At 61.2% G+C, this 21,139-nt stretch carries 17 protein-coding genes and 2 pseudogenes; 7 read left to right on the top strand and 12 right to left on the bottom strand.

What is annotated here, in order from left to right; genetic code table 11:
* Window positions 1-29: 29 nt before the first annotated feature.
* The 4 genes from ACN0VH_RS16310 to ACN0VH_RS16295 all read right to left on the bottom strand — a co-directional run bounded on the left by ACN0VH_RS16310 (window position 30) and on the right by ACN0VH_RS16295 (window position 3,884).
* Window positions 30-809 (bottom strand): ABC transporter ATP-binding protein, encoded by a 780-nt coding sequence (locus ACN0VH_RS16310; RefSeq protein ID WP_278923886.1) that lies wholly within the window; start codon window positions 807-809, stop codon window positions 30-32.
* A complete protein-coding gene (locus ACN0VH_RS16305; protein ID WP_417701288.1) occupies window positions 806-1,864 on the bottom strand; it encodes a dihydrodipicolinate synthase family protein in 1,059 nt (352 codons plus the stop codon). The genes ACN0VH_RS16310 and ACN0VH_RS16305 overlap by 4 nt, the downstream gene beginning before the upstream one ends.
* Window positions 1,865-1,926: 62 nt before the next feature.
* Entirely contained in the window at window positions 1,927-2,964 is a 1,038-nt protein-coding gene (locus ACN0VH_RS16300) for an NAD-dependent epimerase/dehydratase family protein (RefSeq protein ID WP_278923888.1), read from the bottom strand.
* 104 nt (window positions 2,965-3,068) lie between these two features.
* Window positions 3,069-3,884 carry an ABC transporter permease gene (locus ACN0VH_RS16295; protein ID WP_417701286.1) on the bottom strand — a complete coding sequence of 272 codons (816 nt, stop codon included), beginning with the start codon at window positions 3,882-3,884 and terminating at the stop codon, window positions 3,069-3,071.
* Between the two features lie 248 nt (window positions 3,885-4,132).
* Here ACN0VH_RS16295 and ACN0VH_RS16290 point away from each other — a divergent pair, with 248 nt between their 5' ends.
* The 4 genes and pseudogenes from ACN0VH_RS16290 (at window position 4,133) to ACN0VH_RS16275 (ending at window position 8,370) form a co-directional block, all read left to right on the top strand.
* Window positions 4,133-5,128 (top strand): ABC transporter substrate-binding protein, encoded by a 996-nt coding sequence (locus ACN0VH_RS16290; protein ID WP_278923890.1) that lies wholly within the window; start codon window positions 4,133-4,135, stop codon window positions 5,126-5,128.
* Between the two features lie 509 nt (window positions 5,129-5,637).
* Window positions 5,638-6,002, top strand: a pseudogene (locus ACN0VH_RS16285) (FAD:protein FMN transferase); the annotation flags it as partial.
* 5 nt (window positions 6,003-6,007) lie between these two features.
* Complete coding sequence (locus ACN0VH_RS16280; protein WP_417701352.1) at window positions 6,008-7,915, top strand: heavy metal translocating P-type ATPase; 1,908 nt, start codon at window positions 6,008-6,010, stop codon at window positions 7,913-7,915.
* Window positions 7,912-8,370, top strand: a pseudogene (locus ACN0VH_RS16275) (VIT1/CCC1 transporter family protein). The gene ACN0VH_RS16280 and the pseudogene ACN0VH_RS16275 overlap by 4 nt, the downstream one beginning before the upstream one ends.
* A gap of 296 nt (window positions 8,371-8,666) precedes the next feature.
* Here the strand turns inward: ACN0VH_RS16275 and ACN0VH_RS16270 are convergent.
* From ACN0VH_RS16270 to ACN0VH_RS16240, 7 genes are all read right to left on the bottom strand, one after another.
* Window positions 8,667-10,139 (bottom strand): aldehyde dehydrogenase family protein, encoded by a 1,473-nt coding sequence (locus tag ACN0VH_RS16270; RefSeq protein ID WP_417701283.1) that lies wholly within the window; start codon window positions 10,137-10,139, stop codon window positions 8,667-8,669.
* Window positions 10,132-10,602, bottom strand: coding sequence for a GNAT family N-acetyltransferase (locus ACN0VH_RS16265; RefSeq protein ID WP_417701281.1), 471 nt, complete (start codon window positions 10,600-10,602; stop codon window positions 10,132-10,134). Before ACN0VH_RS16265 ends, ACN0VH_RS16270 begins: the two co-directional genes overlap by 8 nt.
* Complete coding sequence (locus ACN0VH_RS16260) at window positions 10,602-12,194, bottom strand: ABC transporter ATP-binding protein (RefSeq protein ID WP_417701279.1); 1,593 nt, start codon at window positions 12,192-12,194, stop codon at window positions 10,602-10,604. Before ACN0VH_RS16260 ends, ACN0VH_RS16265 begins: the two co-directional genes overlap by 1 nt.
* A complete protein-coding gene (locus tag ACN0VH_RS16255; RefSeq protein WP_278923894.1) occupies window positions 12,194-13,006 on the bottom strand; it encodes an ABC transporter permease in 813 nt (270 codons plus the stop codon). The genes ACN0VH_RS16260 and ACN0VH_RS16255 overlap by 1 nt, the downstream gene beginning before the upstream one ends.
* Window positions 13,007-13,018: 12 nt before the next feature.
* On the bottom strand, window positions 13,019-13,966 hold the full coding sequence (locus ACN0VH_RS16250) for an ABC transporter permease (protein WP_278923895.1): 948 nt from the start codon (window positions 13,964-13,966) through the stop codon (window positions 13,019-13,021).
* A gap of 5 nt (window positions 13,967-13,971) precedes the next feature.
* Window positions 13,972-14,385 (bottom strand): (R)-mandelonitrile lyase, encoded by a 414-nt coding sequence (locus ACN0VH_RS16245; protein ID WP_278923968.1) that lies wholly within the window; start codon window positions 14,383-14,385, stop codon window positions 13,972-13,974.
* Between the two features lie 110 nt (window positions 14,386-14,495).
* Window positions 14,496-15,974, bottom strand: a complete 1,479-nt coding sequence (locus ACN0VH_RS16240) for an ABC transporter substrate-binding protein (protein WP_417701276.1) — start codon at window positions 15,972-15,974, stop codon at window positions 14,496-14,498.
* A gap of 162 nt (window positions 15,975-16,136) precedes the next feature.
* Here ACN0VH_RS16240 and panB point away from each other — a divergent pair, with 162 nt between their 5' ends.
* From panB to glpK, 3 genes are all read left to right on the top strand, one after another.
* On the top strand, window positions 16,137-16,967 hold the full coding sequence (gene panB, locus ACN0VH_RS16235) for a 3-methyl-2-oxobutanoate hydroxymethyltransferase (RefSeq protein WP_278923897.1): 831 nt from the start codon (window positions 16,137-16,139) through the stop codon (window positions 16,965-16,967).
* 8 nt (window positions 16,968-16,975) lie between these two features.
* Window positions 16,976-17,827, top strand: a complete 852-nt coding sequence (gene panC, locus ACN0VH_RS16230) for a pantoate--beta-alanine ligase (protein WP_417701274.1) — start codon at window positions 16,976-16,978, stop codon at window positions 17,825-17,827.
* Window positions 17,828-17,921: 94 nt separating this feature from the next.
* Window positions 17,922-19,406: a glycerol kinase GlpK gene (gene glpK, locus ACN0VH_RS16225; RefSeq protein WP_278923899.1), complete on the top strand. Its 1,485-nt coding sequence runs from the start codon at window positions 17,922-17,924 to the stop codon at window positions 19,404-19,406.
* Between the two features lie 365 nt (window positions 19,407-19,771).
* On the opposite strand, the gene ACN0VH_RS16220 is transcribed toward glpK, so the two are convergent.
* Complete coding sequence (locus ACN0VH_RS16220; protein WP_417701272.1) at window positions 19,772-21,031, bottom strand: flavin-dependent oxidoreductase; 1,260 nt, start codon at window positions 21,029-21,031, stop codon at window positions 19,772-19,774.
* Between the last annotated feature and the right edge of the window lie 108 nt (window positions 21,032-21,139).

Below are 21,139 nucleotides of genomic sequence, written 5' to 3'. Positions count from 1 at the left end.
GGGGTCGTTTTGCCGGTAAGGCCACGGGTTCAATCGGCCACGCTTTCCAGATCAAGAAGTTTGTAAATCCGTTGGGTATAGACGCCAAAGGAATCCTGCGTTTTCATCGCAAGTTTGCGCGGGTAAGGCAGGTCTATGGGAAAATTATCGGCCATGCGCGCAGGGCCAGCCGTCAACACCGCGCAGCGAGAGCCCAATAACACCGCTTCCTGAATGGAATGGGTTACAAACAGGATCGTCTTGTTCGATGCTTCCCAAATGCGGAGGATTTCGAGGTTCATCTTTTCTCTGGTCAGCGCATCCAATGCGCCAAATGGTTCGTCCATCAGCACCATTTTTGGGTCGTGAACCAAGGACCGTGCAATTGCGGCGCGTTGTTGCATGCCGCCCGACAATTCGTAGGGGTAGCGGTCTTCGAATCCGCCAAGGCCGACCATCTGCAGCAGATCGCGGGCGCGTTCGCGGCTTTCTTTTACGGGCAGGCCTATGATTTCGGCCGGAAGCATCACGTTGTCGATGATCCGCCGCCATTTCAGCAAAAGCGCTTGTTGAAAGACCATGCCGATGTCACGACTGGGGTCGAAGGGAGCACCGGGAGTTCCGATTTGAACGGTCCCGACATCAGGCTTTATCAGGTCGGCAAGGATTTTCAGCACGGTCGATTTACCACAGCCGGAGGGGCCAACCAGCGATACAAACTCGCCCTCGTTCACATCGAGCGTGACATCGGACACTGCCAGAACGTCGCGATCGCGTGTGTGGTAGACTTTGCGGACGTTTTCCATCCGGATGATCGGAGTGCCGGTCATGTCAGCCACCTTTCGAGGTTTTCCGCGACAAAGGCATCGTCGGTTAAATGCGGGTGATCCCGGGCGACTCGGGCGATTTCATCAGCCTGGCCAGAGCTTAGCACCTCATTGGGGCTGAGGCATCGGGTGTGGGTCAACAGACCTTGTTTGCGCAACACTTCGTGGCATCCGGCGATGGCGCCGCGAAACCCGTTGGCCACGTCAAAGAGCGCGGCGTTGCAATCGGTGACTTCGCTGTCGAGCGCGAGCAAATCTGCGGGTATCATGCCGGTTTGGGTGGCGTCGCGGCAACGGGCGTAAAGGTCGACAGCCGCTTTGGTCCATACCGACCAATGGCCAAGAAGCCCGCCGCGTATGTGCAAGGTCAGCGGCGCGCCATCGCGGGCAAGGGTAAATGGGGTGAGCAGGTCGCCAACGATGTGATCGTCGTTGCCCGTATAGAGCGTTACGCGGTCTTCGGCGCGCGCCGCTGCGACACCGCGTATCACGTCCAAGGTTGCGTAGCGATCAAAGGGTGCCATCTTGATGCCGATTACATTTTCGATTTCGGCAAACCGGCGCCAGAATTCATAAGGTAACTTCATGCCGCCCACCGCGGGTTGCAGGTAGAACCCAAACAGCGGAATTTCCTCTGCGACGGCCTGACAATGGGCGATGATGTCATCAATGCTTGCGCCTTTGAAGGCGGCAAGGCTGATGAGCCCAGTATGATAACCAAGCCCGCGCGCGATTTGTGCTTCGCGCTTGGCCTGGTCTGTGCGCCCGACAATGCCGGCAACGCGCACAAGGGGTTTGTCAGTCCATTCATCTGCGGCTTTGGCACAGGCGTCCAGCACCGCCTCATAAAGTCCGTGTTCGCGGATTTCAAACTGGGTTGTATGTACGCCAACAGCAAGCCCGCCTGCGCCTGCGTCGAGATAGTAGCGGGTCAATGCCCGCTGTCGAAGGTGATCAAGTTTGTTGCCCTCATCCAGCGCCAGAGGGTGGGCGGGAATAACCGTGCCCTTGCGCAGCAAATCTAGTACGGGAGGGGGGATGTCTGTCCAATGTGTCATGTGGAACTGCCTTGTCGGGAATGGGGTTTAAGCATCAATTCTTGTGATGCCGTTTTGATCGGTTAGTAGCGCCCATCGCGGGCCTCGAATTTGGTGGGTTTTCCAAGGCTTGGCATGTCACGCGCTGTCCAGTCCGCCACCCAATCCAGCAGCCGTGCCAGCGGGACAGTCGGATAGCCGAAAAGATCAAATGCAGCGGCGGAATTGTTCAGCCACGCGGTGGGCGATGGGGTGCCTGCAATAATGGCCTCGCGCCCCATGCGCCGGGCCAATTCATTTGCCAACCAAGCCACAGGCAGGGTTTCCGGCCCGCTGACGTTCAGCGGAGTTGTCGGCGTGGTGGCATGTGCCAGTGCGCGCAAAGCATAGCGGTTTGCATCGCCTTGCCAGATCAGGTTGACGTGGCCAGTGCCGACATTGACAGGTTGGCCCGCGCGAATGGCATCAGCGATATCGCACAGCACACCGTAGCGCAGGTCGATTGCGTAATTGAGACGAATGATCCGCCCGGGGGAGCCGTGCACCTTTGAGAAATGTTCAAACATCCGCTCGCGTGCCACGCAGGATTGCGCATATTCGCCCGGTGGGTTGGGGGCCAGACTTTCGTCGGCACCGATGTCTTGGATCGGGACAAAGGGATAAACGCACCCTGTGGAAAAGGCAGAAATGCAAGCGTCAGGGAATGTTTCGGCGACCATGCCGGGCAGATAGCTGTTCATCGCCCATGTCAGGCCCTGGTTGCCGGAGGAACCGAATTTGTGACCCGCCATGAACACAATATTCCTAACGCGCGGCAGGCGGGTCAATGCGTCCCGGTCCAGCAGATCAGATTTGATCGTTTCGACCCCCCAGGCATCCAATTTCTGGCGTGTCTGCGCGTCAGAAAATCGGGCGACACCAATCACGCGCCGGTCGGGCAGGGCGCGTGCGGCCATACGTGCCAGGCTGGGGCCAATTTTTCCGCCGACACCCAGCACCATGACGTCACCGTCGAGCGTTTCCAGATCGCGGATTGTCGCAGCGTCCGGCCGGGAGAGGAGTTCCTCCAATGTTTCCAGGTCAGGTATCGTTGCGGGGAGGTGTTCAGTGATGGTTTCCATAAGGAATTTCCTTCTTGGTCAGGCGGCGTGATCGGGGCGGCGTGGCACCCAACAGTGGAGGATTTCAGATATTTGGAGTGATTTCGGGGTGGATCGTCGCGCGGTTATGTCGGAGCACCGTCAAGGCGCGCGTCCTTGACCACGAAAATCCGTTCCAACAGCATGACAAAGCCAAAGAGCGCGACGCCAAGTAGGCTTAGCAGGATCACGGCCATGAACATTGCTGCGGTATCCAGCGTCGATTGGACCTGTATCATCAGATAGCCAAGCCCCTGACTGGAGGCCACGAATTCACCCACGATGGCACCGGCAACAGCAAGGATTGCGCCGACTTTCATGGATGAAAAGATATAGGGCAGCGCGCTTGGAAACTGAATTTTGCGAAAGATCTGCCAGCGCGTGCCGTTAAGGGCGCGCACCAGATCCAGAAGATCGGGTTCAACTTCGCGCAGGCCGCGGGCGGTGGTGATCAAGATGGGGAAAATCGAAATCAGGAAGGCAAAAAAGATATTGGTGGTGATGCCATAGCCAAACCAGACAATGAGCAGGGGCCCCAAAGCAACCTTGGGTATCATGGAAATTGTGATGAACAAAGGGAACAGCGCCGCCCGTAACAGCCGAAACCATGAAAAGAGCATGGCCATCAACACACCCGTCGCGATGGCCAGTCCGTAACCGACAAAAATTTCCGTCGCGGTGACCAGCGTGTTGCTGCCCCATTGATAGACAGGGTTGGTCAAGGTGGACAGGGTTGCGCCGGGCGAAGGCAGGATGAATGCCGGCACAGCGCCTGATGCCGTCACTGCCCACCAAAGCGCAAAGACCGCAATATGTGCCGCTGCCCCCAGCGCCCAATTTGACCACCCTTCCGGCAGAAACGGCTGACGACGTTTTGGCGTCAATTTACTAGCGTCGGTCATCGGCTGATCCTTTTATCAAACGTTTGGTTGACAATGTAGAGAATAATTTTGCCTGTCAATATTGTATTATATCGAATATCCGCTCTGTTAAGTGGGGTCGCAAAGGGATCTGTGGGAATCATATCAACCATTTGGTTGAAGTTTGTTGACAGGTTCATATTTGCGCGTCTAGCGTCGGTAGAGACAGCGCGGGCTAAGTTCTGAAGCGGCCCGCGCAGTCGATGAAATCGCAACCGGGAGATTGCAAAATGAAGCGCATGTATTTGAAATTGGTAGGGGCCTGTGCATTTGTGCTCGCGCCGATGACCGCTGAGGCCAAGCCTGTAAGCCTGATCCTCAATTGGCAGGCAGGTGCGGACCACGGGCCGATTTATTATGCGCTTGCGCAGGGCTGGTATGAAGAGGCCGGGATTGAGTTGGAAGTCGAGCCAGGAAAAGGATCGGGCATGTCTGCGCAGAATGTTGGGGTCGGTGCCAACGATCTGGGCATTGCAGAGCTTGGCACCGCCTTTCTGGCGAAATCCAAAGGCGCGGAAATCACCGCGATTATGGCCCTTTATGCGAATTCGCCGTTTGCTTTTTACTGGAAAAATTCCAGCGGTATCGCAGGCCCCGAGGATTTTGCGGGGCGGACCTTGGGCAACCCATCAGGTGATGCGGCACGGGTGATGTGGCCCGCATTCGCCAAGGCGGCAGGGGTTCCCGAAGACGGGCCAGAGTTTGTGAATATCGCGCCTGCGGCTAAAATCCCGACCTTGGCGGCGGATCGCGTGGACATCATAAGCGATTTTTACAATGCGCATGACCTAAAGCTGAAAGAGTTCGGCGACGATCTGGGTTTCTTGCGCTGGAGTGAGATCGGCCTGAACCCATACGGCAACTCTTTTATCGCCAACAACGAATTTCTTGCGGAAAACGAAGACCTTGTGCGCGCCTTTACCGAGATTACGCAAAAGGCCTATCGCGCCTGCGTCGAAGACCCATCGCCGTGCATGGATGCCTTGCTGGAAAATGCCAGCGGCTTGCAGCGTATAGATTTGGAAAATACCTGGGGCCGCGTTACGGAATTGATGACCACAGAGGCCACGGTGAACGAGGCGCTTGGCTGGTTCGATCCTGAGCGGATCTCCGAGACTTATGAGCTTGTTGATACTTATTTTGGCGTCGACACCCCGTTTGATATCGAAACCGCCTACACCAACGATTTTCTGTCCAAAGAGATCAAGATGACCGCAGCAAAGTAGGGCGCAGGCGCAGCCCTAGTGCTGCGTTATTGCGGCTTTGTTTTTGTATTGGCAGAACTTTCAGGCGGTACCGTTGCTGACTGAGCTACCCCCGAAATTCGGGCACTGACGTAAGCTGCAATTTGCTGTCTGTTGATCTTCCACACGAAGGAGATCGACGATGTCGAAACGGAAACAATATCACCCAGAGTTTAAGGCCAAGATCGGGGAATGAACCATGTCGCGCCACTGGTCCGAGCGACAATGGCGAATGCCGTCGCCAATAATTTCTTGGCCAGAAAGCTCAAATCCTGGACCGGCAAGTGAGGCGCAAGATGATCGAGCCGAACCTGCCGGGCTTGTCTGTCGGCAAGCAATGCGCGTTGCTGTCGATCGCGCGGTCGTCGTTTTACTATGAACCGAAAGGCGAAAGTGAGAAGAGGGTTGCCGTGGGCTGGTCAGCATCGATGGCTATCACGGCAAGATTGGATGCCGTATTTGGGAACCCCAGGGGGCCGGTCACCTGTCCGGCCGAGACACTGCGCGACCACGGAATCGCCGAGGCCCTTGTCGGGATCGATGGCGAGATGCGCGCGATGGGCCTCCGACCCGATGGGAAGGCCTGGACCATCGCGGTCGAGGCGCCGGACCCGGAGCGCCATTGATCGCGTCGCTGGGCTCCGTAACTGTTGTCGCCCGCACCTGTGCCGAAACCGATGCCTGGGCGACGGCCCTCATGGTGCTTGGGCCGGACAAAGGCGCGACGCTCGCAAGACAAACCGGGCTCGACGCCCTGTTCCTCCTGCGCGATGATGATGCCAGCCTAAGGGGCGTGGGAGTCGGAGGACTTTTCTCCGAAGAGCCAGCGGCAATCGCCTCCGCAGGAGAAAGATGAGCAGCATGGAAACCACCCGCACCGATCACCTCAAGACCGCCATTCTGCTGCTGGCCGCGGCCGGGTTGACGTTGGGACTTGCCTTCTACTTCGCGGGCCGGACCGACATCGCCGACCTGGTCTGGATCGTCGGCGTCGTTCCCGCACTCGCCGCGCTCGTGGTCGAAATTCTGCGCAGCCTGCGTTCCGGCGAGGTGGGCCTCGATATCGTCGCCGCGCTGTCGATGTCGGCGGCGCTTCTCTTCGGCGAAACGCTTGCGGCGGCCGTCGTCGCGGTGATGTATTCCGGGGGCACATTCCTCGAGGCCTTCGCCGAGGGCCGCGCCCGGCGCGAGATGCATGACCTCCTTTCCCGCGTGCCGCGGAGCGCGACCCGGCACCGCAACGGTGGGCTGGAGGAGGTGCCGCTCGGCGAGATCGCCCCGGGCGACCGCCTGCTGATCCGGCAGGGCGACGTGGTGCCGGTGGACGGCACGGTGGTCTCCGACACGGCATTCCTCGACACCTCGGCACTGACCGGGGAGTCCCTGCCGGTGCGGCTGGCGCGCCGGGCCGAGGCCATGAGCGGTGCGACAAACGCGGGCGAGGCCTTCGACCTGATGGCGACCCGAGAAGCGAAGGACAGCACCTATGCCGGGATCGTCCGGCTGGTGGAAGAGGCGCAGGCGTCGAAGGCGCCGATGTCGCGGCTGGCCGACCGCTGGTCGCTGGGCTTTCTCGCGGTCACGCTCGGCATCGCCTTCGCAGCGTGGTGGCTCACCGGGGATCCGATCCGGGCCGTTGCCGTGCTGGTCGTCGCCACGCCCTGTCCGTTGATCCTGGCCGTGCCTGTGGCGCTGGTCGCCGGTCTTTCGCGCGCGGCGCATTTCGGTGTGCTGATCAAGGGCGCCGGGCCGCTTGAGACGATGGCGCGCATCCGCACGCTGATCCTCGACAAGACGGGGACCTTGACGGATGGCCGTCCTCAGATCGTCTCGATCGACAGCCACGATGGCATGAGCGAAGACAACATCCTGCGCCTCGCGGCTTCGCTCGACCAGGCGTCGAAGCACCCTGTAGCGCAGGCCATCGTAGCCGCCGCGAAGGCACGGGGCTTCACGCTGCCGGTTCCGTCAGACGTGGCCGAGATACCGGGCGAAGGCGTCGTGGGCCATGTCAAGGGCCGGAAGGTCATCGTCGGTGGAGATGCCTTCGTCGCGTCCCGCGTCGGACGGCGGCCGGACGATCATTCGGCAATCGCAGCCGGTTCGGTCCTCGTCGCCGTCGCCGTGGACGGGCACATGGCAGGGTACCTCGTGATGTCCGATCCGCTGCGCGAAGGCGCGGGCCAGATGCTCGACGGTCTGCGCCGCGAGGGGATTGCGCGCATCTTGCTGGCCACCGGCGATCGCGCCGATGTGGCCGAGCGCGTGACCGAGGGGCTGGGCCTCGACGGTCTGCGCGCGGGTCTCACGCCCGATCAGAAGGTTCTGCTGGTGCTGAGCGAGCGCAAGAACGGGCCCGTCATGATGGTGGGCGACGGCGTGAACGACGCGCCAGCACTCGCGGCGGCAGATGTGGGCGTTGCGATGGGCGCACGTGGGGCAGCGGCCTCGGCCGAGGCGGCGGACGTCGTGCTCCTCGTGGACCGCATTGACCGGCTGGGCCCGGGCATCGAGATCGCGCGAGGTGCGCACCGCATCGCCGTGGAAAGCGTCGTGGCCGGGATCGGCCTGTCGGTCATGGGCATGATCGCGGCCGCTTTGGGCTATCTCACCCCGGTTCAGGGCGCATTCCTGCAGGAGGCAATCGACGTGGCGGTGATCCTCAATGCCCTGCGCGCGCTGCGCATCGCACCCCATGAACCCACCATTCCGAAACCAAAGGCTGTCTCCGCCGGGCAGGCCGAGATCGCGCAAGGAGCCAAGCCATGAGCCGCCTCTCACATTCCGAGATTCATATGGCGCATCGCATCGGCTGGCTGCGGGCGGGCGTGCTGGGCGCCAATGACGGACTCGTGTCGACTGCGAGCCTGGTTGTCTGCGTCGCCGCGGCAGGATCTGGAAAACCCGAGGTATTGATCACGGGCCTCGCCGGGCTCGTCTCCGGGGCGATGTCCATGGCGGCAGGCGAATACGTCTCGGTCAGCTCGTAGACCGACGCCGAACAAGCCGACCTTGCGCGCGAGACCCGTGAACTCGCAGAAACGCCCGAGGCCGAGATCGAGGAGTTGACGCAGATCTATGTCGACGGGGGACACGACCGCGACCTTGCGGAAGAGGTGGCCGTCCAGTTTACCAAACGCGACGCGCTCGGATCGCATGGGCGCGACGAACTCGGCGTCTCCGAGGGCAGCTTTGTCCCGCCCTGCTGCCCTCAAACCCAATAAATTCGCCGTAACTCTCATCAATGGCAGCTTCTCACGCGGCATCGCAGCGGTCACATGCTGTGTTCCCAGGTCGTGAGGCGGACTTTGCAAATTCCGCTATTGCACAGATTGCTGCCATTTATGCGTACGGCAACATTCACCACTTTGCGCTCAAACGTTCGTTTGCCGCAATCGCAGTATTTGCCGAAACGGGCAGGCCGCGCCATAGGCGCGGCCTGCCACTCGCGACGAGCTTGCGCGGCGCAAACCCTCTGATACAGCCCGTTCATCACGACCTGTGGGTTGGTCAAGCGTCTCTAGCCGTGATGGGCGGCCACGGTCTTGAGCTGGGAAAACCCGTAGAGCGCCTCAAAGCCCTTTTCGCGGCCATGGCCGGATTTGCCAACGCCGCCAAAGGGCAGCTCAACCCCGCCGCCAGCGCCATAGTTGTTGAGGAACACCTGACCCGCATGCAGCTTCTTGGCCAAGCGCATCTGGCGGGCGCCATCGCGGCTCCAGACGCTGGCAACCAGGCCGAACTCGGTGGAATTGGCAATGTTGAGCGCCTCTTCCTCGGTATCAAAGGGGATGAGTACCTGCACCGGGCCAAAGATTTCTTGCTGGGCCAGTGCGTGATCGGCTGGCACATCGGCAAACAGGGTGGGACGTACATAGGCACCGGTGTCCGGTGCGCCGTCAACGATGCGTCCCTGGGCTGCCAGTTGCAGATCTGCGCCCTTGGCAAGGAAGCCCTCGACGATCTCTTTCTGGCGGTTTGAAATCAGTGGCCCAAGGCGCAGATCATCGCCGGCCGGGCCAACAGTCAACTCGTCATAGGCTGCAGCCATGCGGGCCTTGACCGTTTCATAGACGCCGCGCTGCACCAGAATGCGCGAAGAGGCAGAGCAGGTCTGCCCGGCGTTCTGAATGCCGGCATTGACCAAAAACGGCAGCGCCGCGTCCAGATCGGCGTCGGCAAACACCAGCTGGGGGGATTTGCCGCCCAGCTCCAGCGTCACAGGTACCACATTCTTGCCCGCAGATTGCTGCACCAGCGCGCCGGTGGCTACCGACCCGGTGAAAGAGATGTGATGTACGCTTGGATGCGCGGTCAGCGCCGCGCCTGCCTCGGCACCGATACCGGGCACCACGTTCAGCGCCCCGGCGGGCAGCCCGGCTTCCTGGGCGATATGGGCAAAGGCCAGCGCGGTCAGGCAGGCCTCTTCTGCTGGTTTCAGCACACAGGCATTGCCCATGGTCAGCGCCGCCCCGACCGAGCGCCCGATGATCTGCATCGGATAGTTCCAGGGAACGATATGGCCGGTGACACCGTGCGGTTCACGCAGGGTATAGACGGTATAGCCGTCCAGATAGGGAATGGTCTCGCCATGTACCTTGTCCGCCGCACCGCCGTAAAATTCGCAGTAGCGCGCCAGGGCGACGGCATCGGCGCGGGCCTGGGTCAGGGGTTTGCCCACATCCATGGCCTCAAGCGCGGCCAACTCATCCACCCGTTCCAGCACCAGCTGGCCAATCCGGGTCAGGATGCGGCCACGTTCCAGTGCGCTCATCCTGCCCCAGTCACCTTCCAGCGCTGCTTTGGCGGCCTGGACGGCGGCATCGATATCGGCGCTGGTGCCACGGGCGATCTGGCACAGGGCGCTGCCATCGGAGGGGTTGACCAGCGGCAGGGTTTCACCGTTGGTGGCGGGTTGCCAGTTGGCGCCAATAAGGCACAGGCTGGGGTCGAACCAGAGAGGGCTTGCGTCAGGGGTCTGTGGGTTAGGCATGTTCGGGTCCTGCAATGTCAAATGTGTAGCTTTTGGTTTGATGTTCGGTAAAGGGCGCGCCAGTCTTCAGATCGCTGAGACCGGGCACCAGGCTGAGACAGGTGCCCCAGAAGGCGGCGGCCTGCGGTGAGCGCTCGGATATGCCCATGCGCCAGCGGCCAGGGAATTCCTGCAAGATCAGGCTGGCGGCCGCCCGGCCCAGCCCCTGCCGCCGCAGCTGCGGCGAGATCCGGAATTCCGATAGCTCTCGGCGGTCGTCGGGCAGGTTCAGCACCAGCGCAAACCCGATGCGGGCCGCGCCCTGGTGGATCCAGAATGCGGTCACGTCGCGCCGATTGAGCATCTGCTCGGCGCGTTTCACCGGATCAATCTTTGCCTCTGGGCTGACCTCGTGGAAGTAGGGTGCCAACACCGAGGCAAAGACCGCCTGTTGGCGGGGTAGTATCAGCGACAGCGTTACCATCAGGCAGCGCCCTGGTTCAGATCCGGCAGTTGCGGTGCTGCTGCAATCAGCGCGCGGGTATAGGGATGCTGGGGGGCGGCAAAGATCTCTTCCGTTGGGGCCGCCTCGACGATTTCGCCCTTTTGCATCACCAGACAGCGGTCGGTGATGGTCCGTACCACGCTGAGGTCGTGACTGATGAACAGGTAGCTCAGCCCGTAGGCCTCGCAGAGTTCGGCCAGCAGATCGAGGATCTGCGCGCGCACCGAAACATCCAGCGCTGAGACCGCTTCGTCAAACAGGATCAGTTCAGGCCGGGTGATCAGGGCGCGGGCAATGGCGATACGCTGGCGCTGGCCGCCGGAAAACTGGTGAATGTATTTCTGCGCGTCGTCGGACTTCAAGCCCACGGCGCGCAGGGTTTCAGTGATCAGATCGCTGCGGGCCATGCCCTTGGGCGGGTCGGTCAGGGTGTGAAAGGGTTCGGTGATCAGCCGGTCCACCCGGTGACGTGGGTTGAAGCTGCCAAACGGGTCCTGGAACACCACCTGCATACGGCGGCGGATTTCCGGGTTCTGTTCAGTGGTGATGGGCAACCCATCCAAGCGAATATCCCCGCCCTGCAGCGGCTCCAACCCCAGAATAGCCCGTGTCAGGGTCGATTTTCCGCAACCGGATTCCCCTACCAGCCCCAGGCGCTCGCCCCGGTACAGGGTGAAGGACACCTCCTTGACGGCGCGAAAATGCTTGGGCTTTGCAAACAGCCCGTCGCGCGGCAGTGGGTAGTCACGGATGGCGCCAGACACCTCTAGCAGTGGCTTGGGGGCGGGGGCTTGCGGCAGTGTCACCTGGTGGTTGGAGGCGGCAAAGAGCATCTTTGTGTAGGGGTGCTGCATATTGTGCAACAGCTCTTGGGTAGAGCCTGTTTCGACCAGTTCGCCGTGGCGCATCACCACGATGCGATCGGCGAGGTCCGCCACCACCGCCAGATCATGGGTGATGATCATCAGCCCCATATCGAATTCGCGCACCAGATCGCGCAGCAGATCAAGGATCTGCGCCTGGGTTGTCACATCCAGCGCCGTGGTGGGTTCATCGGCGATCAACAGCTTGGGACGCAGGGCGATGGCCATGGCGATGACCACCCGCTGACGTTGCCCACCGGACAGTTCATGCGGGAACCGGCCCAGTGGAAAGCGGTCTTCCGGCAGGCCGACCCGGTCCAACAGGGCGCGGGCGCGGTCGCGGGCCTGATCAGGGGACATCGCCTTGTGGATCAGGATGGTTTCCATCACCTGATCGCCAATGGTTTTCACCGGGTTCAGCGCGGTCATCGGTTCCTGGAACACCATGCCAATGTTCTTGCCGCGCATGCCGCACATCTGCGCCTCACTGAGGTCCAGCAGGTTCTGGTCTTCCAGATAAAGCGCGCCGCTGGCCTCGGCGGTGTCGGGCAGCAGGCCCATGACGGAAAAGGCTGTCATCGATTTGCCGGATCCGCTCTCACCGGTAACGGCGACGATTTCACCAGGGGCGACGGAAAAAGAGACATCCTTGAGGATCTCAAAAGTACCGATGCGCAGGGATAGGTTGGAAATGTTCAGCAATGTCATCAGCGTGCCAGTCTCAGTTTGGGGTCAAGCCAGTCACGCAGACCGTCGCCCATCAGGTTCAGCCCCAGCACCGTTACCACAATGGCAGAGCCGGGAATAAGGGCGAGATGCGGCGCAAAGCTCACCATGGTTTGGGCATCGGCCAGCATCCGGCCCCAGCTGGGGGTGGGTGGCTGCGCACCTAGTCCGACATAGGACAGGCCTGCCTCGGCCAGGATGCCAAGGGAAAACTGAATGGTGCCCTGTACGATCAGCAGATTGGCCACATTTGGCAGGATATGTTCGGCCGATATGCGCGCCGCGCCCTTGCCGGAAACCTGAGCTGCCAGAATGAATTCGCGTTCCCACAGGGACAGCGCCGCACCGCGGGTGATGCGGGCAAAGACCGGTATGTTGAAGATGCCGATGGCGATGATGGCATTTATGGCACCAGCGCCAAAGATGGCTGTGATCAGGATGGCGATCACCAGGGACGGAAAGGCAAAGACCAGATCATTGGCCCGCATGATGCCTTCGTCCAGCAAGCTGCCTTTCTTGGCGGCTGCTGCCAGGCCCAGCGGCACCCCCAGCCCCATGCCGATGCCGACGGCCACCAGGGCCACGGCGATAGAGGTCCGCGCACCTACCATGATCATGGAAAAGATATCGCGGCCAAAGTGATCGGTGCCCAGCCAGTGGGTGCCATTGGGCGTTTGCAGCTTGGCGGGAATATTCATCGCCGTGTGGTCAAAGGGGGTCCAGACAAAGGAAATCAGCGCCGCCAGAACGACCACGCAGGACAGTCCCAGCCCGAAGATAAGATTGCGGTTCATCGGCAGGCTCCTTTACGTGCGGCTGCGCAGGCGGGGGTCAACCAGCGCATAGGCAAGATCGACCAGAAAATTGACGCTGATCACGGCAAAGACCAAAAGCATCACAACGGATTCAACCACGATCAGGTCGCGGGCGGAAATGGCCTGGAACACCAACCGGCCCAGACCGGGCAGGAAAAACACCTGTTCGATGATGATGGCCCCGGCCAGCAGAAATGAAAACTGCAGGCCGATGATGGTCAGCACCGGAATCATCGCATTGCGCAGCCCATGCCGCCACAGCGCCTGACGTCGTGTCAGCCCCTTGGCGCGGGCGGTGCGCATGAAATCTTCGCCAAGAATATCGAGCAAAGCCGAGCGCATGACCCGTGCCAGAATGGCAGCCTGGGGCAGGGCCAGGGCAATGGCAGGCAGGGTCAGCGACTTCATCGCCGGGCCAAAGCCTTCGTCCCAACCGGCAAAGCCGCCGGCCCCAAACCAGCGCAGGTTGATGGCAAAGATCAGCACCAGGATCATCGCAAACCAGAAATTTGGCACCGCGACGCCCAGCTGGGTGGCCCCCATCACTGCCATGTCGCCAGGCTTGCCGCGGCGTGCGGCGGCGTAGATCCCGGCGGGAAAGGCGATCAGCGTCGACAGGGTCAGCGCATAGATTGCCAGCGGCAGGGACACCCACATGCGATCAGTGATCATTTCTGCCACCGGGGTGCGATAGGTATAGGACATGCCAAAATCGCCGGTCAGCATACCGCCAACCCAACCGAGGTAGCGCTGAAGCTTGCTTTGATCCAGCCCCAGTTCGGTGCGCAGGGCGGCAACGGTATCTGGCTCGGCATTGATGCCCAGCATGAAGGAAGCCGGATCTCCCGGCGCGATCTCGATGACAAAAAAGATGACAAGCGAGGCAACGGCGAGGCTTATCGTCAGTGACAGCCCCCGTTTCAGTGCATAGCGTAGCATGGGTATTAGTCGCTCTTTGTGGGGCGTAGATAGTCGGTGTCGCTGACGTGCTCTAGCCATTCAGCGGCAGAGCCATCAAGGCCTTCCTGGATGGCCAGATGAACCATGGCAGTGTCCGGTGCGGCACCATGCCAGTGTTCGACGCCGGGTGGAATCCAGATGGTATCGCCCGGGCGCATCTGGCGGGGGGCTTCATCGCGCAGGGCAATCAGGCCCAGGCCGCTGATCACCTGTAGGGTCTGTCCCAGGGGATGGCTGTGCCAGGCGGTGCGTGCGCTTGGCGCAAAACTCACCCGCAGGGCAGAAACACGGGCAGGGGCAGGGGCGTCGATGATAGGATCAAGCCAGACATCGCCGGTGAACCACTGCGGCGGGGCTTTGCGGCTGGGGCGGCTGCCGGCCGGGTAGAGATCAATCATCATGTCTGTCCTGCAAGATTAAGGCTGCCGGGCGAGAGATGTCGCGCCCGGCAGAAGGCATTGTCCAGTTGCAGCACAGAGCCTTGTCAGGCTCTCTGCGCATAGGGGGTCTAGTCAGCCCAGCTGACGGCGGTCAGGTCAATGGCTTGGGTCGGCGCATTGGCCCAAAGTCCCTGTAGATCGGCCTTGGCTACGCTGAGAGAGGCCATCTGGAACAGGTATCCGTTCACATAGTCATTTGCGATGGTTTCCTGCGCCTGCTTGAGCATTGCCATGCGCTGATCTGGATCCGTGGTTGCGTTCAGGCTGGTCATCAGCTCTTGGAATTCAGGATTGTCATACTGAAAGTAGTAGTCCGGGCGCGCATAGATGCCGATGTCCATTGGCTCGGTATGGCTGACGATGGTGAGGCCAAAATCCTTGCCGCGGAACACGGTTTCCAGCCACTGGGCCCATTCCACATTGATGATTTCAGCCTCGATGCCAACCTGTGCCAGCTGGGCGGCGACGATTTCGCCACCACGACGGGCATAGGAGGGCGGCGGCAGGTGCAGGGTGGTCTTGAAGCCATCCGCCAGGCCAGCCTCGGCCAGCAGCGCCTTGGCCTGTTCCGGGTCATAGGCGGATTGGCCGGTCAGATCGACATAGGCGGGATGATGCGGAGCAAAATGGCTGCCGATTGGGGTGCCATAGCCAAACATGGCACCGTCGATGATGGCCTGGCGATCAATCGCATGCGCCAGCGCTTGGCGCACCCGCAGATCATCAAAAGGCGCCTGCTTGTTGTTGGTCGACAGGATGGTTTCCCCCTCGGTCGAACCAACCAGCACCTGGAAACGCGGATCGGCGTCAAACTGCGGCAGGTTTTCCGGCGCCGGGAAGCTTGCGAAGGCGTCCACATCCTCGGCCATCACTGCAGCAAAGGCGGCGGTAGGGTCCGAGATGAACTTGAAGGTGGCGTTGTCGAGCACAGCAGGGGTGCCCCAGTAGTCGGCGTTCTTTTCCAAGGTGATGCTGTCGCCCTGCACCCAGCCCGAGAATTTGAAGGCACCAGTGCCAACAGGGGTGGTCTTGATGTCATCGATGCTCTCGGGGGCAACGATGACGGCATCGCCCCAGGCCAGGTTGAACAGCATGTTGCCATTGGGTTCGCTCAGGGTGATCTTGACTGTTTCGGGGTCAACCACATCGACGCTGGCGATATCGGCAAACAGGGCCTTTTGCGCATTGGTGCTGTCTTCGGCGCGGGCGCGATCCAGCGAGAATTTCACATCTTCGGCGTCCATGCTGCTGCCATCATGGAATGTGACACCACTGTTCAGATGAAAGGTATAGCTCAGCCCGTCTTCCGAGATTTCCCAGCTATTGGCGAGGCCTGGCACAACCGATCCATCGCCCATAAACCGGGTCAGCCCTTCAAAAACATTGGAATAAAGTACCTGGTCAATCGCCCCGGCGGCAGCGCTGGTCGGGTCAAGGTGAGGCGGCTCCAGCTGCAGTCCGATGATCACGGACTCCTTGGCCGATGCTGCGCCTGCTATCAGTGCCAGTGTAGAGCTAGCGGCAAAAACGATTGATCTGAATGTCATTTCCAGTTCCCTTGTTGCGATGGGTCCCCTGTTGCCGGGGGCTTTGCGCTAAGGTTTCCTCTTTTCCGTGGGGTAATCAAGGGGTGAGAGACAATTCGTCGCCTAGAAGCGCAGGGCTTTAGTTGATAGCCGTGCGCAACCCGTACAAACCCAGGGAAATTCATGAGCGCGAACTCAAAAAAACCCGCCGTTACCGCAGGAGATATCCTTGCGAAAAAGGGCAAAACGCCAATTGTCAGCCTGACAGCTTATACCACGCCGATGGCGCAGATGATGGATCAACATTGTGATTTTATTTTGGTCGGTGACAGCGTCGGCATGGTGCTGCATGGCCTTCCATCGACGCTGGGGGTCACGATGGAGATGATGATTCTTCACGGCGCGGCGGTTGCGCGCGGCCTGTCGCATGCGATGCTGGTGATTGACATGCCGTTTGGGTCCTATGAAGAAAGCCCGGCGCAGGCCTTTCGTAATGCCGCCCGGCTGATGCGCGAAACCGGGGCGGCTGCGGTCAAGCTGGAGGGCGGTGTCGAGATGGCCGCGACCATCCGCTTTCTGGTAGAGCGGGGCATTCCGGTCATGGCGCATCTGGGGCTTACGCCACAATCAATCAACACCCTTGGCGGGTATAAGGTGCAGGGGCGCGATGCCGCCGGCGCTGCGGTGATCGCGGGTGCCCATGCGGTGGCCGAGGCCGGTGCCTTTGCCGTGGTGCTGGAAAAAGTGCCGCAAACACTGGCGGATGAGATTACCGCCGCCGTGGCGATCCCGACCATTGGCATTGGCGCCTCGGTCGGCTGTGATGGCCAGATCCTGGTGGTGGATGACATGCTAGGGCTGTTCACCGCCTTCAAACCAAAATTTGTCAAACGCTATGGCAACCTGGGCGCTGATGCCGAGGCCGCGATTGCGGCCTATGCCGCCGATGTCCGCGCGCGCAGCTTTCCGGCCGCCGAACATGTTTTTGCCGATCAAACAGCCGCCAAAGGGTGAATACGTTCATGACCGTTCCGATTATTCGCCGCCTCGCCGCGCTGCGCGCCAAACAGAGTGACTGGACCCGTGCCGGCGAGAAGGTCGGTGTTGTGCCCACTATGGGGGCCCTGCATGCAGGGCATCTGTCGCTGGTCGAGGCCGCCAAAGCCGCCTGTGACCGGGTTGTCGTGACGATTTTTGTCAATCCAAAACAGTTCAACAATCCCGAAGATCTGGCCAATTATCCGCGCACCGAACATGAGGATGCCATCAAACTGGCCCCCTATGGTGTCGATGCTATCTATGTGCCGGACCCGGACCAGATCTACCCCGATGGCTTTGCCTCCAATGTTGCGGTGGCCGGGGTGGCGGATCAGATGGAGGGCGCCTGTCGCCCCGGTCATTTTGACGGGGTTGCGACGGTGGTGGCCAAGCTGTTCTTGCAAACCGGGGCGCATCAGGCGTTTTTTGGCGAAAAAGACTATCAGCAGCTTCTGGTGGTGCGGCGCATGGCGCGGGATCTGGATATCCCGATAGAGGTGGTGGGCTGCCCAACGGTGCGCGAGGCCTCTGGCCTGGCAATGTCCTCGCGCAATTTGCGACTGTCTGCGGCTGGTGTGAAACAGGCGGGGATGATGCATCCCATTCTGACCGGTCTGGCCGCAGAGCTGGCCGCAGGCGGGTCTTTCGCGCCGCTGGGCAAGCAGGCCGAGGCTGATATCCTTGCTGCCGGGTTCGACGAAGTGGAGTACCTCTCGCTCTGCTCGGCTGTGGATCTGCGCGCCCTGGAGACCACGGGTGGCCCGGATCACCCTGCGCGCCTGTTTGTGGCGGCCTGGCTGGAAGGTGTGCGGCTGATCGATAATGTTGCGGTCTAGCCGATTTCGTGAACTAACTATTTAGTAAGCACTGGCAGCGGTAACATCTTGCCGTTAAAGTCTCGCCCTGAGGAGATCCATCAAGGGGCGGGACATGAGTTACATTCTGGCAATCGACCAGGGCACCACGTCAACACGGGCTGTATTGTTTGATGCGGAAATGCAGGCCGTGGGTACGGCGCAGCAGGAATTTCCGCAGTATTTTCCCAAGGCAGGTTGGGTAGAGCACGATCTGGAAGAGATCTGGCAAAGCACGGTTGCCACCTGCAGCCAGGTGCTGGCCGATTGCGGTATCAGCGCCTCTGATCTGGCGGGTATCGGCATTACCAATCAGCGCGAAACCACAGCGGTTTGGCACAGGGACAGCGGCAAACCGGTACATAGGGCGATCGTCTGGCAGGACCGGCGTACCGCCGAATTCTGCGATAGCCTGCGCGCGGCGGGCCATGAAGATCTGATCCGCCAGCAGACGGGGCTGCTGCTGGATCCCTATTTTTCAGGAAGCAAGGTTCGCTGGATCCTGGATCAGCAGCCCGATGCACGGGACCAGGCAGAACGCGGTGCTCTGCTCTTTGGTACCATCGACAGCTTTCTGATCTGGCGGTTGACCGGCGGCAAAGCGCATGTGACCGATGCCACCAACGCTTCGCGCACCATGCTGTATGACATTCATACAGGCAGCTGGAGCAGCGAGATCTGTGCCTTGATGCAGGTGCCAATGGCGATGCTGCCCGAGGTCAAGGATTGTGCCGCTGATTTTGGGGTTGTCCAGGCCGATATTCTGGGGGCAGAGGTGCCTATTCTGGGCGTCGCGGGCGATCAGCAGGCGGCCACCATCGGCCAGGCCTGTTTTCAGCCGGGGATGATGAAATCCACCTATGGTACGGGATGTTTTGCCCTGCTGAACACCGGCGCAACGCCGGTTTTGTCCAATAACCGGATGCTGACCACCGTGGCCTATCAGCTGGATGGGCAGCCAACCTATGCGCTGGAAGGGTCGATCTTTATTGCCGGTGCCGCAGTACAGTGGCTGCGCGATGGGTTGGGCATTATCGATGATGCCGCACAGACGGGGGCGCTGGCCGCGCAGGCTGATCCGGAACAGGATGTTCTTTTGGTGCCCGCTTTTACCGGGCTGGGCGCGCCCTATTGGCAACCCGAGTGCCGGGGGGCCATCTTTGGGCTGACCCGTGGCTCTGGCCCGGCAGAGCTCGCCCGTGCGGCGTTGCAAAGTGTCGCCTATCAGACCCGCGACCTGTGGGAGGCAATGCGGGCCGACTGGCCGGAAGAGGCCCAGGTGAGCCTGCGGGTTGATGGCGGCATGAGCGCAAGCGACTGGACCATGCAGAGTCTCTCGGATTTGTTGGGCGCAGCAGTGGATCGGCCCAGGATGCAGGAGACCACGGCGCTGGGGGCAGGGTGGCTCGCGGGTATGCAAGCCGGGCTTTACCCTGACAAGGCAGGGTTTGCGGCCACCTGGGCGCTGGACCGCGAATTCACCCCGCAATTGGACCCGGCGCGTCGCGACGCCGCCTATGCCCGCTGGCAGCGCGCGGTGCAGGCCGTGATTGGCATCTAGAGGTCTGCGTCGGCCCTGGCAGGTCGGCGCAACCTTGGTAAAGTCGACTGTGGTGCGGTTGACTGGTTGACTGCGTGCACCCGGATATCGAGAGGCAAGGGGGGGGCTCCCGCGCCCGCAGGTCATCGGCTGGCGCCGAAAGACCTTGGCGGCCTTGGGCCTGGCGCCGCGCTGACGCGCGGCGCGGTTGCGTCTGGATCAAAGGGGGGTGGGGAGGCCCACGCCGGGCTCCGGCCCGGCGCCCGGCCCAACGGAAAGAGGGCCCCTTGGGCCTGATGACGGGCGGGAGCCCTCCCTTGCTGGGGGCTCACCGTTGCCTGTGCCCCCGTGCTGCTCCCGTGCTGCCCCTTTGGCCCCCCGTGTTTCTAACCCGCCATCCGTGCGCCGGGTGCGATGGTGGCAGGGCGGGCGTTCAGGTCCTCGATCGAAAAGCCGGAGATGGATTTATAGCGCGCCGCATGGGCGGCCAGGTCGGCGCGGGGGATCACCTCGTCAATGGTGGTGAAATCACCGCCGCAGAGGTCTTCGACCTGTTGCAACACCGCATCCGGCCCCTTGCCTGCCCGGTTCGTCTGGCCGATGCCTGTTGCAAGCGGGCGTACCTCTGCCTCATAGGCGGCGAGGGCGGCCGGGGTGACGCCCTGCGCCAGCAGTTTCGCCCCGATCACCCGGGCGTCCAGGATCGCCTGGCTGGCACCATTGGATCCCACCGGATAGGTCGGGTGGGCGGCATCCCCCATGAGAGAGACCGCGCCAAAGCTCCACTGTGGCAGCGGGTCGCGATCCACCATGGGGTATTCATACACCACGTCCGCGCCGCGGATCAGCCCTGGCACATCAATCCAGTCGAACTGCCAATCTGCAAAATCCGAAATGAAATCATTGATATCGGCGGCGCGGTTCCAGTCTTCCTTTTTCCAGGGGCTGGCGGGGTCAAAGCTCTTTTCGGCAATCCAGTTCAGCGTCACCTGGCCCGCGGCATCGGGGCGCGAGATCGGATAGGCTACCAGGCGCAGGCTGTCGTGGCCGATCATGACCATGGCGGCCTCCCCTTTCCAGGGTTGCCCTTGCGTCGTGGCGCGCCACAGGATGCGCCCGTTCCAGATGGGCGCGCCTTCTTCTGGATACATCTGAGCGCGCAGCGCCGAATGAATGCCATCCGCAGCCACCAGCAGGCTACCGTGTTTACGGCTGCCATCGGCGAGCAGAAGTTCCGCGCCGTTGTCACTGTGTTCAAAGCCACAGGCCCGCGCCCCAGTGGTAATGCAGCCTTCCCCGGCCCGCGCGATCAGCGCCCGGTAGAGCATCATCTGCAATTCACCGCGATGCACCGAATATTGTGGCCAGGCATAGCCCGCCTGCATTCCGCGCGGCTCTTCCCAGATGGTTTTGCCCAGCTTGGAATAGAACCCCAGCTGCTGGGTGCGAATGCCGATGCTGTCCAGCTCTGCCTCAAGCCCGAGATCAAAGAGTTCTCGCACAGCATTGGGCTGCAGGTTGATGCCAACCCCAAGCGGGCGCAGTTGCGCCGTCGATTCGTAGATGTGAAAGGGCACACCAATCTGATGCAGCGTCAGGCCGAGGCTTAGCCCGGCAATGCCACCACCTGCGATGAGAATGGACATAGTAAGTATACCTCCTATTATTTGACGGCACAGAACCACATGGCCTGCCCACATGGCAAGGAAAAAGCGCTGAAGGCCGCGCCAGAGACATTTCGTTGGCAGGTAGAT

The organism is Pseudophaeobacter sp. (assembly GCF_048267565.1).
Taxonomy (GTDB): domain Bacteria; phylum Pseudomonadota; class Alphaproteobacteria; order Rhodobacterales; family Rhodobacteraceae; genus Pseudophaeobacter; species Pseudophaeobacter profundi.
The sequence above is the reverse complement of the archived record's forward strand: the minus strand, read 5'-3'. Positions and strand labels throughout refer to the sequence as shown.